Origin of the sequence: Pseudomonas sp. S49 (assembly GCF_009866785.1) — a bacterium.
GTDB lineage: Bacteria > Pseudomonadota > Gammaproteobacteria > Pseudomonadales > Pseudomonadaceae > Aquipseudomonas.
In genome coordinates this window covers 828,038-844,485 of record NZ_CP019432.1, presented here as the reverse complement: position 1 = coordinate 844,485, position 16,448 = coordinate 828,038, and the positions used below count along the sequence as shown (strand labels likewise).

Genomic DNA, 16,448 nt, shown 5'->3' with positions numbered 1-16,448 from the left:
GGCTTGTCAGATCGAACGCACTCACTGATCAAGCCCACTCAATCCCTGTCTCACCCCTAGCGAACAAGGAAAACGACACTACTGCAACACTCGTGGAGTGAAATGGTGCTGCCCCTGTGAAATACGTAGAAAATCTCGCAGGCTCGCACGCCCATTACCGCGCTGAAAAGTCGCGATCACGTAGCGTGAGTTCTCTGTAGTCAGTACCCAAAATCGGCCCTCGCGCTCCGCTTTAATCACGTCAGATGTTCGGATTAGATGGCCATCGCCAAACCGTCCATATTGGTCTTTACGGTTGTGACCAAACACGACGCCTAATCCAGCACGAGCCTTTATGGATACTCCGCAGAGATAGGCTGTTATCGGTTTGTCGAAGCCTTGCGCTTGTGCTTTTAGGATTCGTGCGAGATCGAAATCTGTATGTCGTTTTCCATGCAGATTTACATCAATTGTGTTCAGCATAATTGCGTTCCTTTCGCAGTCCGTATGGCGTTACCAGGAAATCTTCACCGAACCATCTGTACTGGTATCGTGCAGGATTCTTGGAAAATCTCAGGCTGTACGAATCATGTTCGCGTGATAGATCGGACGAAGGTTGCTCAGCACATCAGTGTTGAAGCCAGGTTGGTGAGAGCTGTGGTATTTGGAGCCGGTCTCCACCTCCAGCAGACACACAACACACTCGTTTTGGTCTTCACCAAGCGTCACTTTGGTCAGTTTCTCCATGCGCCAAACTCCCGTGCCATTCATGTGGGCAGGTGTGACTACTTGCACCTCTGTGATGATCGTCTCCGCGTCTTGGGCAATCAGCAGTTGCTGAAGCCGTGGTTCGCTGTCGATCATCAGAATCGCCTCTGAAATTCTGTCCTCGTACATGGCCTGGACAGTTACGTGATACCAGTGATTACGAAGCACTTTGGATACCTGATGCCATTGGTACTGACCCTCACCGAACATGCCCGGTAGGCCCAGCATGTCGGCGTCGTGTGTTCTAAACATCGTATGTCCTTGGCCTGAAGGGGCTCCGATATAGAGCGCAGGTTAGAAGAGGGAGAAAACGTCTTTCAGGCTCGCGAGCTGTTCATGACCAGGGCCAATCAATACGTAAACAGAGTTTCTGGTCTCGAACGCAACACCTTCGTGGAGACCGGTGCACATGCTTGAACGAACCCAATCGCCGCGTTCGAAACGACCTTGGCTGTCCTCTGCCACGTTGTGAGCAAACAGGATCATCGGGAGCTGGCCCGCTGCATGGCATTTGAAGAGTTCGTCGCGGGTGACTTCAATGCGAAATATTGTCCAGTCTCGAACCAAGCAGTAAGGCTTTTCGGGAAAACGTTGGTTCGCCAGCGCTCGTGCATCAGAGCTGCTCGACAGGCCTTCCAGTGGTGTACGTGGCCCCTTCATAAAGTCGGGTTCTACGACGCTAGCCATAAGGCCTCCCCTAAGTAATTAACATCAAATTGACAATTCAACCCTCTCTACCCGCCGCTCACGATGGCTTGGCTGATCCACGACAGGGCTGCTTTTTCGTGGCCGTGACGCATGGGTTAAAGCTATTAAACCTCTAGATAAGCCCCAAGGCAATCATAACGAACCTGATTGGGCGTGTTATGACACTACTAGGTGTGGCTTTATCCTCGGATTTGGTTGGGGAAATACCGATGGATGCGGCAGAAGCACTGGCTGTCGTGGTTCGTGGAATTCGCAGAGGCCAAGGTCTGTCCCAAGAGGACATCAACAATCTTGGGCGCTCTCATTTCAGCCGTATAGAACGCGGAGAAGTCAGTATTGGACTCGACGTCCTGGTGAGGCTCGCCGGGATCCTAGACCTCGATCCGGCTACGCTCCTGCTGATGGCGACCTCCATGCAAAATCACGAGTCATTCAAGGACGGCCAGAAACGTCTTACGAAGCAACTCGCAAGAATTAGGAAGGCAGGGATCGACCTTGAGATTGAGTCGCAGGCTCGAACTGGAAAGCCACGTCCTGGGCGGCCAGCTCGTCCTGATGCGGCTAGAAATGCCATTGAGGCCAATCGATTGAAGCAGTGGGGAATTTCTGTTGCTGAGATCGCGGAAAGGTTGGGGCTTTCTGAAGCGACTGTTCGTAGGTATTTGAAAACAACCAAGCCCGAACAGCCGTGACTTTTGAATGACCAGCACCAGGCTGAAAATGTCCCAAGAAGGTTTGCTGTGGAAGAGTGCTCTGCAACACCTTGGCCCCATAGGATTTCACCGCATTGTTGTCGAACTATGGACAAAGGCAGAGCCGCGAGCCCGCGCAACCGTCGAGTACCTGGAAAGTCTTCACATTGGCAATGACGTGCTGAATATACTGAGAATTGCCCAAGTATCTGTCGGTGCGGTAGTACCTTACAGGCCGCCAGAGCCGGACAGAATCGCGATCTACTCCGCTCACGCCGAGCATCTTGTCGACAAGTTGTTGCGGGCCATGCCTGTCGAAAAGCTGCAGCCCAGCTTGAAGGGGGCCAGGCTCGAGGTCGATCTAGGAATGTAGGTCGAGCAACGGGTGATTCATACATGCTTCCAGTGGACACGCTGGAGCAGCCATCCTAGTAGAATTCGTCGAGCTGATTACCGCCCCCTTTGAGATGTTCTATGAACTCTGAATTAACTGAAGAAGAAATGCGTCGTGCGTTATTCGGTACGCCTCAGCCCGAGGAGCAGATGTCTGCTCCTGCAGTAGAGGAGCCAGTGGAAGAAGTTGTGCTCGCGAAATCGGTGGTCGCTCCAGCAGCTAAGAAGAAAACGGCAAAAGCTTTTACTCCCAGGCTGCGGGTCACGCTTCGCGTTGGAAACGAGTTTGAAGGGAAAATGATCGAGTTGGTTCACGAGGCAGATACGTTGAGCTCTTTGCTTGCTGAGCAGGAGGCTGTGAAGGCTGCTAGGAAGAAGTACAAGTACGTAGAAGTGGTATCGGTTAAATCCATGTAAACGCGCCAAATGACCTAGTTGTGCAAAGGGTCGGCCTGTACCTGGATCATTGATCAAACATCTTACCTAGCCAAAAGGGCCTTCGGATCGCTTGCATGCGGCTGCTCTTGATGCCATTGGCGCTGATGCTATAGGATCAGGACAGGAGATGGCATTCCTCCTTAAACCGCCTTCGTGCTGATGATGCCTACGTGACCCTGGACAGGGTGCGTAGGTGCGTCTCCCTGTCCTCCATTTTAGGACAGGCTATGATCTTACCCTTCGAATTTCCATTTTCTTTCAGCGCGAGCTGCTTGCCAGTTAGTCCACTCAGATCTGATGAGGAGGACTCTCCGTGCTGAAGTCATTAATTGTCATTGCCGTTGGCGCTTCACTTGGAGCCTGGTTGCGTTGGCTTTTGGGGATGAAGCTGAATGCTCTGTTTCCTACGATTCCTCCAGGCACTGTGGTCGCGAACATGGTTGGGGGTTACATCATCGGCTTGGCCATCGCCTTCTTTGCCGCATCTCCGACACTAAGTCCAGAGTGGCGCCTCCTACTCATCACGGGTTTCTGTGGTGGACTTACCACCTTCTCTACATTTTCAGCCGAAACGGTTGCCTTGATTCAGGAAGGCAGACTGCTCTGGGCGCTCGGCTCAATTTCGTTGCACGTCGTAGGTTCGCTAGCGATGACCGCTGCCGGGCTTCTGTCCTACCAAATGATTGGTACTCGCTGAGGAGATAGAAATGGAAGGCTATATGGTCGTTTTCTTCACCCAACAAAACCGTCGTTATCAGGGAAAAATGCTAGGCGAATGGATAGTCGACGTGGCTAAAGAAACCCGCACCCTACCTGGTCGGCTCGTATCGCCATCCTGCTGTGAGGGGTGGGTATTGCCCTACTTTTACCGACCATCCCGTGGCTAGCCTTCGTAGCCCTGGCGCTTTACGGAGCAGGTAATGGAATTCTGACCATTGCTCGCGGAACATTACCCTTGGCTCTATTCGGCGCTGATGGCTACGGAACACGCATGGGGCTGCTGGCTCGTCCCACGCTGATCGCCCAGGCTGCAGGCCCTGTAGCAGCACTTGCTCTAGAGAAATTTGGTTCAATCCCGCTGTTGGTTGGTATGTGCGTTTTAGTGGCGATTAGCTTCATCACAAGCCTTGCGCTTCCCACCGAATGAATGCTGGCGTAGTGATCCCAAAATGGCACATTAATCCTTGATTAAGGGCTTAATGTGCCGATTAAGGCACCTTATGCCGAGAGGATCTCGAGGGCGAACAATGCTGCAGTTCCAGCGCAGGATAGTGTGCTATGAGCTGCCGACAAGCGCGAGCGCAGGTGATCAAGGTGGTGATGGCTTTTAGCCTCGATGCCAGCTAAATTGGAACCTTCTACGATCAAGGACGGATATGAAAAAGCTCATCGCGATTCTGGGAATGTGCGTGGTACTTGGCGGTTGCGCTACTTCGCACTACACGGCAGGCCGAGACTTTCCTTCGGCCAGTGTAGCGAGCATCACCAAGGGTAAAACTACCACTGCAGAACTAAAGTCGCTATTCGGCGAGCCCTACGCCAAGAGCGCCGTCAGCGAGACTGACGAGAAGTGGATCTACACCTACACCAACGGCTCAGCCCATGCTCAAAGCTACGTGGTCACTATGAAGGTGACGACTACGGGCACTCAGAAAACGCTCGACGTCTTGATCCGCAATGACGTTGTCATCAACTACACGTTCAGCGAAGGCCCCGCTCCAGGCACTACCACTGCGACGAACTGAGTTCGCCACCTTGCCATTGGGCGACCCACTGCGCTCAGCACGTTGTTGATGGAGCAAGCTCATGGACAGAACCTATGCCTTCGTGGATGAGTCCGGGAATTCCGACCTTGATACTTCAAAGGGAGGAAGCTCGGGCTTCTTCATCGTGTGCTCCATTCTGGTGGCAGAGAAAGATCTGGAAGCTGCTTATGCCCAAGCTGAAGCACTCCGCACGCGTCATTTTCAAACAGGCGAGATCAAATCTAGCAATCTGAAGCCCAAAGATTCAGATCGCCGTGCCCGAATCCTCAACGAGCTAGCTGTGCTGCCATTCAAGCTCTATTTCACCGTCGTTGATAAGTCCCGAATTCACAAAGACGGCGGCCTCCGTATCAAGACCTCGTTCATAAAATACGTGAACGGGTTGCTCTATGAACGTTTGTTCCGTGCATACCCTGACCTCCAGATGATCGTAGACGAGCATGGTGGCCAGGAATTTCAGGAGAGCCTCAAAAGCTACGTTGCAGAACGATTCGTGAACGACCTATTTGGCGATAAGGATGCCTTCCAGACGATGGCCAGTAAGGACAACGTTTTGGTTCAGGTTGCAGATTTCTTCGCTGGCTCAGTCGCTCAGATATACGAAGAGAAAGCTTCGGAAGCAGCAGTTCTTGCCTATAAGAAAATCCTCCGCAGCCTGACTCTTGGAATGCTTGAATGGCCATCCAAGTACCAGTCTCTTCTGCCGCCGCCGACAAATGAGTCTGGGTATGCAGACTACCAGGTACACCAGGAAGCTCTCCGCCAGGCAGACCGTTTCAGCGAGCGGGTTGGTGAGCATCCTGATGAGGATGAGCGCCTGCAATTGAGTATTCTGCGGTTCTTAAGATTTCAAAGCGAATTCGTCACCAAGGATTACGTGCTGACTACGGAGATCATGGCCCATCTAAAAGACAGCGGATTGGGAGAGGTTAACGGCCAGAGAATCCGATCCAGTGGCATTGCCAAGCTTCGGGATGCGGACGTCATCATCACAAGTGCGGCCAAAGGCTACAAGATCCCTCAAACACGGGCAGACATTAACGAATTTCTTGAAAGAGCATCAGGCATTGTTGTTCCTCTACTGGAACGGGTCAAAAAGGCTCGAGAAGTATATCGGCTGAGTAGTCGAGGAGAATATGACATCGTCACTGCGGCCAACCTTACTGAACTAGCCAAGCTGCTCGCCGCCCTGGAAGCATTTGCGGATGAGTGAGACATGCCTGCATCGCTGAATCGTTCACTTTGAAAGGAGGTACCAGACATGTTGAGCGTATTCTCAAAGCTCTCCTCACACCTCAATGCCTTGGTGGATGCTGCACCCACACTTGCAGTACAACAAGCTCGTGAAATCGATCTAGATGGGCCAAATCGCATTAATCTGATGGCCCTGCGTGCAGCCACTCTGGTTAATGCCGGCGCCTCACTTGGACGCCAGGATGCCATTGAGGAGGGTCTTGAGCTTTATCGCGAGCTTCATGGCCTATATCCGACGGCTAATATCACCTACAACCTAGCAAACGGGCTCGTGGAAGCCGCAAATTGTGGGGCCGATGAGTCTGAATGGGTAGATCACCAGGAGCAAACCCGCGCCTACAGAGCCGAAGCTCGACGATGCTATTGGAGGGTTTTGCAAGACGTAGGTGCCGATGTGGAATTACGCACTCAGGCCTGGACGAATATCGCTAATTTGTTCGCAAAAACCTACCGGCTTTCTGAAGCTCATGACGCACGGCTTGCCGCTCTGAAGGTTGATCCAAAGAACGGTGTAGCTGCGTTCTGCGCGGCATCGGATCTCATGTGGCTTTTTAAGCGTGGGGGCTGCTCAGAGCTAACGCGCATGGAAGCCGTGATGCTAGCCAGGCAGGCACTTAGAAATAAGGAGCGAATTGTCCAGTACGCGGGGGCAAGCGCAGCGGCCAAGGTTGAAGCACTCGCCAGTGAGCTAAGCGATCCGCCATCTCGGCCTGAGCACACGAATCCATTCATCAGGTGGGTAGAAGAGGAACGTCTTACACTTGCTCCTGCTGTCGAACTCGTGGAAGCATCCTTGGGTAAGCTCGATTGGCTTACCCTTCCAGGTATTCTCGAGAGTGAACCAGAAGTGGGCAGCAGACCGCCGCCATTGTTTGCCATGTTCAATATGCTGAAGAGCGATTTTGTCCTAGCACGGGATTTGACATGGCGTGCAAGTGATGAAAGCGTCTGGCCGAAGACAGGACAGTTTGCAGACACTCTCGACTATGCAATGTACGGCCCTGATACCTCGGCACTCATACTGGCGCATCGAACAGCCCTTGACCTGCTCGACAAGGTAGCCGTAACGGCAAACTACTATTTCAAGCTGGGATTAGCTCCCAACAAAGTCAGTTTCGGGAGGTTGTGGAGAGATTCCGCAGACAAGAAAACAGGTACTCCGCTCACAAAAAAAGTAGAGGTACTGATTCGTGCAGGCGTATACGCAATGTACGGCCTGGCCGAGCTGGCAGAAGACTATGACGGCATAGATGGAATTCTCCGCTCACAGAAGGATCTGCGGAATTCGGGTACGCACCGATTCGTAGTGCTTCATGACCTTGGGGATCCCTCGCAAGCGAGGCAGGCTCCTGAAATCGAGCATCTCAACCGCTCAGATTTTATCGATGGGGCCTTGCGTGCCCTTCGGGTCGCGAGATCTGCAATCCAGATGCTCGCACTGGCAATTTCTCAGCACGAGGAAATCCTGAGAAAGCAAACGGATGGCCTTATCGGAACAATGATCGTTCCTGATCACCACTGGATTCGCGGTGAAGATGAGGAGCTCTGATTCAGCTGATTGGCCCATATAGAAATTTTTCTATAAAGTTTTCAAGGAGCATGACCTGTGTTCGGTTATCACCAAATTGACAAGACAATGGATGAGCATATTCGTGAGATTGCGGATCTCGCTCTTTCTGCGCAGACATTAATTATCCTCGACACTAACATATTAGCTTACCTTTACAAACTACATGAAGCAGCCCGGCAAGAGTTTTTTGCTTGGTCAGATGCTGCCGTTTTGAATGAGCGTCTCGCGATACCTGCCTGGGCGGCAAGTGAATATCTTTCGCGAGTTACCGGAAAAAACCTTGAGTCGTACACTCCTAAAAGTAAAGAACCTACCCAAATTAAAAAAGCCTTAGAAAACCTTCATCAAACAGCCGCACTGTTTGTAGATGACAATATTTTACATAGAACGTCATTCCAGGGGGATCGCTTAGCTTATATAAATGGATTTCGAGCAGCTATCGAAGAGCTAGAAAAACATCTAGGTGTATTTAAACACCAATTCGACGCTGGAACTATCCACCAGCAAATACAAGACCACTTATCCACTTGCATCCTTGATTCTGACCTCTCCTCACTTTGCACCAGAGCCGCTCATGAGGGGGCTGCCCGCTTCGAACACCGAATGCCCCCAGGCTTTAAGGATGGTAACAAAGACGAAAACCCTTACGGTGACCTCATCATTTGGTACGAGATACTCGAAAAATCTAATGCTGCTTCGGCTCAGTTCCCCAAAGTGCTCTTTGTAACCAACGATGAGAAATCTGACTGGGTCTATGCGCCTAAGATGAGATCTCAGATTGTCAGAGATGTAAGAAAGTCAGTAGGGAACTCAGCTCCGGAAATTAAAATAATCGATCCTCGGCTGGTCTCCGAATTTAAGCGAAAAACAGGACATCCTGATATCACCATCTGCACCTTAGCCACACTAATCGAGGGTCTATCACGAAGCAACGGTACTGAGTTCTCTCAACTGGCGGCTGCAATCCAGGTGAATACGCAGGAGTTGCTAGTAGATACCACCGTAATCGCTGAGGTAGAGAATGACGCAACTGCGGCTCCTGAGGAGGAAGTTCATATTCCTGAGGCTGATGCAGGGAATGAGATCGTTGCCGTTGAGGCACCAGCAATGGAAGAAGTAGAACTACGACTTCAATACAGCCAAGAAGCCCTCGCAGACGCTTTGTATCAGGTTGATGCACCATCAACTATAAATGAGATAATAGATGAATTAAAATCTCATAACTGGTACACCCAAAATCCGGCCATGCTGAAAATCTCTTCCATTCGCGACGAGGAGTTTCCACCTTCATCATGGTTTGTATTAGGGAGAAACATTTATCAAGCAGCATGTGGCAACTCTCAGAAGGCCATGGAATTCATGGGAAACCTTGAGTCTAGGCTTGCTCATTTTCCTGAGGAAACCGCAAAGCACATGCTGGCGGGGATGCTGTTCGAGATATATTTTGATGCGCACGGCCAATTCCGCGAGACGCTGAAGTTTGGTTATGCGGAGAAACCATTATCATTGGTGACGAAGCAAGAGTATTCTGATGTAGTCGTCTTCATTCTATCAAAGCTAGAACCGCATGTCGGCAGGCTGAAATTTTTGCCTGGCGAAACTGCGCGTAAACATGTAGTTATAATATCGACCCCTGTCGAGCGCGCCGAAGGAGAAGATGTTGAGGAAATCAGCGAACTAAATTCCGTTACACTTGATGGTATTGAACTAATGGAGGATATACCCGAACCACAAGGGGACGGTCTGTGGACACATTTACTTCATACACGAACTTTCTATATCAATCGTATTCGAGAGCGAATTTCAGAAGAGCTCGCAATCCCCAAATGGGCACTCGAAATCGAAACCGCGCCACCAATCGCCAGTGACCGTAAATTATTGATCCCAGGCAACCGAACCTTCGACCCTAAACATATAATCTGACCATCAATAGATAGCGTTACACTAGCTGCTCAGCATCTTTGTAGAGAGGCTGAGCAGCTCAGTTTCTGGCAGCTGCCGGCGCGGGTGCGATTTTGACCCAGGCTAATGATGTGAGCTGGCCCTCTTACAGCCTTAGAAATCACGAGTAGGTCTGTCAAAGGTCTCGCGACGTAGGCCTCTGCTTCATTACTGAAGCAGGGCTTTAGAGAAAGTGCTCGTGGCTGCTGATATCGAAGCGCATAGGATTGATGTGAACGACAGTTACCCCGTGGCCCAAAGCGCGTATGAGGAGCTCAGCACCCGGGTAAACAATCCCAGACGCACCAATCGTTGAAAAGGCTTCGCACTCACCTGCAGCTTCCAGCCCTGCCTGCCATGCCCCTCGAGTAGCATTTCACCGAACCAAACCACTCCAGGACGAACATACCCGTCTCAGGCACAGCACTGAGGTGGCTCGATTCACTTCCTTCCTCAGGCAGCGCTTGAGGGCTTGTAGACAATTGATATGCGAGCCCACAGTCAATACAGCGAGGAGAGTGCAGACTTCCGTGCAAATGAATCACATCTTGGCTGCCTGCGCGCTCATGAAGGTCATCAACATTCTGTGTCACCACGGTCAGCTTTGGCACATGCTTGGCGAGCTCGGCAATTGCCACATGCGCACCATTTGGACGCGCCTGATTAACCTTGCTCCGTCGCCACTCGTACCATCGCCAACAGAGACTCGGGTCGTTTGTGAAAGCTTCGCGGGTGGCTAGTTGGGCAGGATCGAAGCGCTCCCGTAGTCCCGTCAGTGCGTCTCTGAAGGTTGGAATTGCGCTCTCCGCTGATGCGCCGGCACCAGTGAAGACCACAACGTGCTGAGCATCCTTTAATTGCCGAGCTAGGGTGCCGGTGGTCATGAACATTGCTGATGCGCCACTCAATGAGGCTGACCGCATGACATTCTTCGGCGTTGATGACAAGGGTTACAACGACTGCCCCACTCTCCAGTCTTAATTGGGGTAGGGGAGAGAATGGCTGTTACGGCCATTCCCGCTCCACCTTAAAGGCGAGGATTTGGTTCCGGGTAGCTTGGTTCTGCATGAACAGCAGGATGTCGAAAACCCGGCCTGGTGTGTCTTGCAGCCCCTTGTGGTTGCTCTCCAGAATCCCCTTCACGAACACTTCCCGGTGTAGGCTCCAGCAGTGCCCCAGATAAAACGGAAGCTCGCAGATTCGACGGCCTGCGCCTTGCTGTACATTCCTCGGCAGGAGTTGTTGTCCGGTGAAGCCCGCTTTCCCCGCTCGAGTTAGCCCGCCTCTTACCTGGCTATCCAGTGCCGGCATCAACCCGGTGATGAGTAGCAGGGCCTTCATGGGGTAAGTGATGCCGGTGTTGTTGAAAAACAGCACATCCGCCAACCTATTCAGGATCTCTAGAATTTCCTTGTCGAAGGCTCCAACATCGTTTATTGGCGCATTGCTGTCCAGAAGACGATGCTCCTGCTGATTGAGGCTGAATGCCGCAAGGCTATGCTGGCTCAGTTTGAGTAGGCGGTCATGAAGCCGCTTGCCCTTTAGAGCACTTTCGATTTGCGGGACGGGGCGAAGAGTTGGGCTTCTGCGTTTGCAAGCCCCCCAGTTGCGCAAAGCTGTATATAGCGCCTGGGCAAGTAGGACTGCATTTGCGCTGCCCAGCTGCGCATTGAGATATCGACGGGCAACCACCTGCACATTTGCGAAGTCTTGGTGGTAGGACAGCCTGAAGTCGTTAATGGCTGATGTGATATCGAGAGAGCTGCCAACCAGTCGAAGCATGTTTTCCATCACAGCCCAAGGGGGGGGCCACGAGTGTGTAATTTACCCTGAAGCCGGTCAAGCTGTAGCCTGAGATGCCCAGTCTTTCAGGCGGGCCACATGATCATGGCTTGACGAAGATACCGCCTTGGAATCGCATTAAGACGTCATCAGGGTCGGGTTGAGGGGCTGCCTTGAAGATCTATTCCCGGTAGTCGTAAGCGCTGTCCTGCGCGGGTACGGAAGGAAGGCGCGGCCATGCTCGACCGGTTGAACGCATTCGTGCAACGCAAGAAGGCCGATGGAACGCTCGCCAGCATCTACGCTAAATGGATGAAAGGGCAGCTTCCGACGCTCCCGGAAGAGATGGATGGCATCGCGTTCACCCGCCGCCCTATCGCTGTGAATTGATCATCTCCAGACACTGGGCCGTAGTTTTGTTGCGTGCCCCAGGCGCCTGCGTGTATGGTCTTGGAGTGCCGTCAGAAGTGGATTTCAGCTAGCGTCATACTGGACATCTGATTCTGTTAACTAATTGATTTATATGTATTTATTTTAGTCCCCTACAGGCCTTCGCGGTGAATCTACAGAATCGCATCCAGACAGACGCCATCTCGCATGGCCTGTCCGGTGAAAGCTGTGGGGGAAACATTTCACCGTCCAATTGCACAGGGATGTGCATCTGCGGTTCACCGCTTGGACGGTAGGATTTTGAGTGGCCCACACCGTTCGCCTTCCCCGTGGGTTTGGGGAAGCCCCGGAAGGAATTCCGGCGTCGGCCTGAAGGCCACTGCGTTCGACGCGTCGTCCTTGGATGACAGCGATCCTGTACATGGCAACGACGGTTGTGCAGGGTGAGCGCCGCGAAAACGGTGAATAGAATGAAAGACTTCATTCGATCTGTTTGGCGTCTGGTGGTCGATGTGTCTCGAGTGCTCCGTGCGGGCCTCGAGCTACTCGACTACTACGACCGTCACAATCCTTAACCAGCAACCCGCCTGAGGCAACTCAGGCGGGTTCTGCTCACTACAGCGCTGTGCCTCCGTTAGTTGACACGAAAAGCGAGAGCTTTTCATCCAATAGATCAAGATCCAGGGTCTCAAGGATACGAATGATGCTCTCGTTGATAGTCTTATTGAAGATCAATCGTGCCTTGAAGATTGTTTCCTGACCCACCATGGCGTAAGTGAAGTAATCCAGGCGCCCAGTCCAGTACCGCGTTGATCCTTCCGGCGAATCGAGATTAATGTGCTCGAATCGAACGCTTTTGAGAAATTCAACTAGCCCACCGGTGATGTTACCTTGACCATACCAATAAGGTTTATATGGAGTGCTTTCATGAAGCTCGGTTAGCACAAGCGCCATTGCCCCAATAGCTATAGTAAATCGAATGTTTTTATAAGCTTCGCTATAACTGTGCACTTTCAATAGTTTTTCGAAGAGCGGTAGAGCTTTACTGTAGGTAGCGCTATCGATCTCTCGATCAAAGATAGTGCTATAAAAATTGATGAATGATGACGTCCCCGAAGTGAAGTCCTTGATGAGATCATCCGTACTGCGTATAAAGTGCTGCGCAGAGATGCCTTGAAAGCCAAGGTTACTCATCAGCTGACCAATAGTGCTCCATGACTCAACAAAAGGCGGTTGGTTAGCAATTACCGCATCAAAGAGGTGGGAACTGGCTGCTACGTGATGTGAGAACTCGAGCTGAATCAAGTAAGTAAATAGAAGTTCATCCAGCGGTAATTCTACAGGCTCTCGATCTTCAATTTTGAGGATGCTCTCAATACAGTCTGACATGTATTGTACGATCAGCTCGAACTTTTTGAGGTTGTTGCCGCACTGGGAAGCAGCTTGCTGGATAAGCATTTCCTCAATTGCATCCAGTACACCTCGCATCTGGCCGTAGGCAGATGTAATCGCACGGAGACGCTCGCGCGGTATCTCAAAACTCAGATGAGTCTTCAAATCCGAAATGATTTCTACTTCTTCGTTCGACCCATCAATTCCATAGGAGTCTCGTATTTCAAACGATGGCTTACCGGTTTTATGGGGGGGCGCCAATAGAGTAAATAAGAATCTATAGTCTCTCTGGAATCTATAAAGAGTCTTAAGGACTTTAAGTGATTTCGATGGGTTTTTTGAAAAGAAATTACTAAATTTCTTATCTAGCAAATCAGCAATGCGTTTTTTTATGGTTTTTAAAACTTCCTCGGGGTCGATTTTGGTCTCGTTATATATCTCACTTTCAAGCGCTACATATTTGCAGCGCTCTGCAGGAATGTCTTGGAAGCTCCCTAAGTCAAATGCGCCAGGAAAAATCCTACCCCGCTCCTCATCTGTAATCAAAGTATGTACGATTTCGTACAGCTGGCTTACGCCTTCCGGCCCGCCGCCTATTATTCTCCCACTTACACGATGTTTCCTGTATTTTCGGTCATGAACATATTCTCGTGTGGCGAATGAGGCATTGTCGCCAAATTCTTTCTTAATTTGGGTTTCAAACATATGCCTAAATAGATCCTTGTCCACAAACTTCTCCCTGTTAATGAGGTATGAGAGTGTCATTATGCCATGCTTACTATGTGGCTCCCTCTCCACCAGCTTTCTAAGGCATGGCCGCGCCAGTTTCTACCTTGGCTGCCCAGGAGGGTGTCCAGCGCATCTTTAGGTAGGGTTTCCGGTACAGCAAGGACGAAGTGCTAGTGCTGGGCTTCAAACAGAGGGAGATCACGGCGACCTTTTGCCGCTGCACCACCGATCACCAGACTAAAGCTCATGGGTGTGCTTGACGCCGTGAGTGGCTGGTGGTGCGGGGAATCACAAACTAGCTCATGCCGGTCGATTCGGCCTCGGGGGATGCAGAGGGAGCTCATGAGCAGAGCTTCCCGACAAAAATGGACAAGCTTTAGGTTGTTTTGCAAATAGAGGATGGCCCTCCGAGAAGCCCTATTTAGAAACCCGCAGGGTTGAAAAACACATCTGGATGCCCCACGTAGTGTACTGCGAGTCCAAAAAAATGGACATGGTTCGAACTTTTCCTCGGGGGAGAGAGTATGGGTAACGCGGTTGAATATGAAAAACGGCTGACATTGTTTCTCGACTTCTTGGGATTTAGTGAGAAGGTTAAGTCCACAGAAAAAGACATTGAAACATTAAATGATTTGGTTGATGCCCTTAGTGATGCGGCGGAAACAGCTAATATCGGAAATGCTCCTGACTTTCAAGCAACTCAGTTTTCAGACTGCCTGGTAATTTCATACAGGCTCGATAGTCCTGATGCTCTATTTGAGATCATAAATAAACTCAGTTTGATAGTGGTAATTCTCGCAGCTCGAGGCTATCTAATACGTGGTGGCTTGACCTATGGTCAGCTCCTGCACACTGACAAAGTTGTCGTAGGGCCAGCCATGAATAGAGCCTATTTCTTGGAGTCGAAGGTTGCGAAGGCCCCTCGCGTTATTCTTGATCCTGAAATATTTAACGCAGCCTTGAAGAAGCCCAAGGTTGAAGTGCTAAAAGTAATAAAGAAATTTCTAAAGCGGGATAAGGATAGCGATGGTAAAGTTTCTTGGTTTTTCGATTATTTTTCATGGCGAAGTGTGGTTGAAACGGTAGGGGCGGACAGCAACGCATACCCAGAATATTTGAAAACCTTGTCTGGATTGATAAAGGCTGGGTTAAAAAATACTGATTCTGGTGTTCTTGAAAAATATGTTTGGATGCAAAAGCGTTATAAAGCTGCTAGACACGACTTTATAGGTACTCCAGATACTCATCCGGCTAGAAAGCGCGACCCAGGTTACTTGGAAGCTATCGAAAAACTACCATCTTTGGACAAAGCCGCAGCAAAGGCTACGAAGATCATCGCCAAAGCTGAGAAGGAAAGAAGGAAAAGGGATCAGTGCTGTGAGAGCTGCGTCCGGCGGCAGTAGTACCGTTTCGCTAGAGCCTTCATGATGAACCGTAATGAACCTGTAACGCCTTGAGGTAGCCTCGCGTGTGGAGCCTGGATATGTCGCAAAGCTTTTTGAATGGCCAGCATTGAAACTGGCCATCACCTGATCACCTCAGAAGTCGTGCTCAATATCATCGAAGAAATTTGCGTGTAGCTCGTACTCTAGAGAACCGAATCGTGCAAGCAGGTCTGCTCTCAGTTCACCTTCAGCTTCTGGTTCGAAATTGATCCAGTAACTGTATACGAGCCCGTCGTCAGATTCGTTGGTTGTGATCTCTGATCCGGCCAAAAGCTCGGCGTTGTCGACAGTTATCCCCAGTTCAATCGCAAGGGCTTGGGCCATGGACATGCGGTTGCTACTTCGGGCTTCTTCCACCGTTGCCCAATACTCCTGCTCAGACCTACGGTCGCGGTCAGCATCAGACTCACCGTCCGCGATGGACACGCCGTCCTCAGCAAGCTGCCACTTACTATCACGGCGCAGCAACTCGACCGTGGCAGTAAGAAAGAACGCTGCACCGTGATACACCCGTTCCTGGTCTTGCTGGCCCTGGTAGGTCAGCGAGACTCCCAAGCTCAGCATCCCGGTTGAATCGGTGTAGTCAGCGGTATTGATCGTCAAGGCGTCTATGGTGAATCCGCTTGCGTTGGTCTCTGCAATCGCATCAGAGAGCTGCTCCTCAAGTTCCTGCTCCAGATCTGCGTAGACATCGTCCTCATGGATCGCTTGGGGAAAGTCTTTGATCCCAAACACAGCCACCATCAGACGCGGATCTCTGGGGTTCCGCTGGGCGACTACTGAAAACTCATGGTAATCAGCGAAGCCTGCTTTTTGCACAAGGGTTTCTTGAGCGACAGAAAGCTTCAGGCCCTGATCACGAGCAAGCTGTTTAGCTTGAGATTTGAAGATGTTTAGCGGGGAAAAATCAGACATGGCAATAGCTCCTAAATCTACGACGCTTAGGTGACCGATTGCCTGTTCACCGGGCAGCGTCTGGTTAGGGACATGCCGATGTAATGCTGGATGGTGTCACAGATGGGCTATTGCTTCGCGAAACAGGCGCCAGGCGACCATCACCGCCTAGTGGGATCATAGGTCAACGAGCCCAACTCGACAACTTGAAAGATGATAAATTTCCTAGGTGGCACTAATACGAGTGACACTTAAATTTTGACGCTTTATATAGTCAAAAATACGACTTATACGAAAAACAACTCTT

At 50.8% G+C, this 16,448-nt stretch carries 16 protein-coding genes, 2 pseudogenes and 1 riboswitch; of the genes and pseudogenes, 11 read left to right on the top strand and 7 right to left on the bottom strand.

Translation table 11 applies throughout. The features are described from left to right. Positions 1–78 precede the first annotated feature (78 nt). The 3 genes from PspS49_RS03600 to PspS49_RS03590 form a co-directional block, all read right to left on the bottom strand. A complete protein-coding gene (locus tag PspS49_RS03600) occupies positions 79–462 on the bottom strand; it encodes a hypothetical protein (RefSeq protein ID WP_160038149.1) in 384 nt (127 codons plus the stop codon). A 90-nt stretch (positions 463–552) separates the two neighbouring features. Then, a complete protein-coding gene (locus PspS49_RS03595) occupies positions 553–975 on the bottom strand; it encodes a hypothetical protein (RefSeq protein ID WP_238786326.1) in 423 nt (140 codons plus the stop codon). A gap of 66 nt (positions 976–1,041) precedes the next feature. Beyond that, positions 1,042–1,434 (bottom strand): hypothetical protein, encoded by a 393-nt coding sequence (locus PspS49_RS03590; protein WP_160038147.1) that lies wholly within the window; start codon positions 1,432–1,434, stop codon positions 1,042–1,044. 230 nt (positions 1,435–1,664) lie between these two features. Here PspS49_RS03590 and PspS49_RS03585 point away from each other — a divergent pair, with 230 nt between their 5' ends. From PspS49_RS03585 to PspS49_RS03545, 9 genes and pseudogenes are all read left to right on the top strand, one after another. Further along, positions 1,665–2,147, top strand: coding sequence for a helix-turn-helix transcriptional regulator (locus PspS49_RS03585; RefSeq protein WP_160038145.1), 483 nt, complete (start codon positions 1,665–1,667; stop codon positions 2,145–2,147). 474 nt (positions 2,148–2,621) lie between these two features. Next, complete coding sequence (locus PspS49_RS03580; RefSeq protein WP_160038143.1) at positions 2,622–2,957, top strand: hypothetical protein; 336 nt, start codon at positions 2,622–2,624, stop codon at positions 2,955–2,957. 135 nt (positions 2,958–3,092) lie between these two features. Next, positions 3,093–3,154, top strand: a riboswitch (Fluoride riboswitch). Between the two features lie 137 nt (positions 3,155–3,291). Next, positions 3,292–3,675 carry a fluoride efflux transporter CrcB gene (gene crcB / locus PspS49_RS03575; protein WP_160038141.1) on the top strand — a complete coding sequence of 128 codons (384 nt, stop codon included), beginning with the start codon at positions 3,292–3,294 and terminating at the stop codon, positions 3,673–3,675. 10 nt (positions 3,676–3,685) lie between these two features. Further along, a pseudogene (locus PspS49_RS03570) lies at positions 3,686–3,778 on the top strand (DUF190 domain-containing protein); the annotation flags it as partial. Positions 3,779–3,825: 47 nt separating this feature from the next. Further along, positions 3,826–4,125 carry a hypothetical protein gene (locus PspS49_RS03565; RefSeq protein WP_178124308.1) on the top strand — a complete coding sequence of 100 codons (300 nt, stop codon included), beginning with the start codon at positions 3,826–3,828 and terminating at the stop codon, positions 4,123–4,125. A gap of 229 nt (positions 4,126–4,354) precedes the next feature. After that, complete coding sequence (locus PspS49_RS03560; RefSeq protein WP_160038139.1) at positions 4,355–4,723, top strand: hypothetical protein; 369 nt, start codon at positions 4,355–4,357, stop codon at positions 4,721–4,723. A gap of 61 nt (positions 4,724–4,784) precedes the next feature. After that, positions 4,785–5,957 carry a DUF3800 domain-containing protein gene (locus PspS49_RS03555; protein ID WP_160038137.1) on the top strand — a complete coding sequence of 391 codons (1,173 nt, stop codon included), beginning with the start codon at positions 4,785–4,787 and terminating at the stop codon, positions 5,955–5,957. A 48-nt stretch (positions 5,958–6,005) separates the two neighbouring features. After that, the gene (locus PspS49_RS03550) at positions 6,006–7,547 is read left to right on the top strand and encodes an LA2681 family HEPN domain-containing protein (protein WP_160038136.1); all 1,542 of its coding nucleotides are present in this window, start codon (positions 6,006–6,008) and stop codon (positions 7,545–7,547) included. 57 nt (positions 7,548–7,604) lie between these two features. Next, the gene (locus PspS49_RS03545) at positions 7,605–9,491 is read left to right on the top strand and encodes a PIN-like domain-containing protein (RefSeq protein WP_160038134.1); all 1,887 of its coding nucleotides are present in this window, start codon (positions 7,605–7,607) and stop codon (positions 9,489–9,491) included. A gap of 202 nt (positions 9,492–9,693) precedes the next feature. Here the strand turns inward: PspS49_RS03545 and PspS49_RS03540 are convergent. Then, positions 9,694–10,393 (bottom strand): annotated as a pseudogene (locus PspS49_RS03540) (NAD-dependent protein deacylase). 121 nt (positions 10,394–10,514) lie between these two features. Then, entirely contained in the window at positions 10,515–11,300 is a 786-nt protein-coding gene (locus PspS49_RS03535) for a hypothetical protein (RefSeq protein ID WP_160038132.1), read from the bottom strand. A 228-nt stretch (positions 11,301–11,528) separates the two neighbouring features. Between PspS49_RS03535 and PspS49_RS03530 the strand changes: the two genes are divergently transcribed. Further along, positions 11,529–11,681, top strand: coding sequence for a hypothetical protein (locus PspS49_RS03530; protein ID WP_160038130.1), 153 nt, complete (start codon positions 11,529–11,531; stop codon positions 11,679–11,681). Between the two features lie 615 nt (positions 11,682–12,296). On the opposite strand, the gene PspS49_RS03525 is transcribed toward PspS49_RS03530, so the two are convergent. After that, positions 12,297–13,802 carry a hypothetical protein gene (locus tag PspS49_RS03525; protein WP_160038128.1) on the bottom strand — a complete coding sequence of 502 codons (1,506 nt, stop codon included), beginning with the start codon at positions 13,800–13,802 and terminating at the stop codon, positions 12,297–12,299. Between the two features lie 524 nt (positions 13,803–14,326). Here PspS49_RS03525 and PspS49_RS03520 point away from each other — a divergent pair. Further along, positions 14,327–15,205: a hypothetical protein gene (locus tag PspS49_RS03520; protein WP_160038126.1), complete on the top strand. Its 879-nt coding sequence runs from the start codon at positions 14,327–14,329 to the stop codon at positions 15,203–15,205. 135 nt (positions 15,206–15,340) lie between these two features. Here PspS49_RS03520 and PspS49_RS03515 read toward each other — a convergent pair whose 3' ends face one another. Next, positions 15,341–16,162 carry a hypothetical protein gene (locus tag PspS49_RS03515; RefSeq protein ID WP_160038124.1) on the bottom strand — a complete coding sequence of 274 codons (822 nt, stop codon included), beginning with the start codon at positions 16,160–16,162 and terminating at the stop codon, positions 15,341–15,343. Positions 16,163–16,448: the final 286 nt, after the last annotated feature.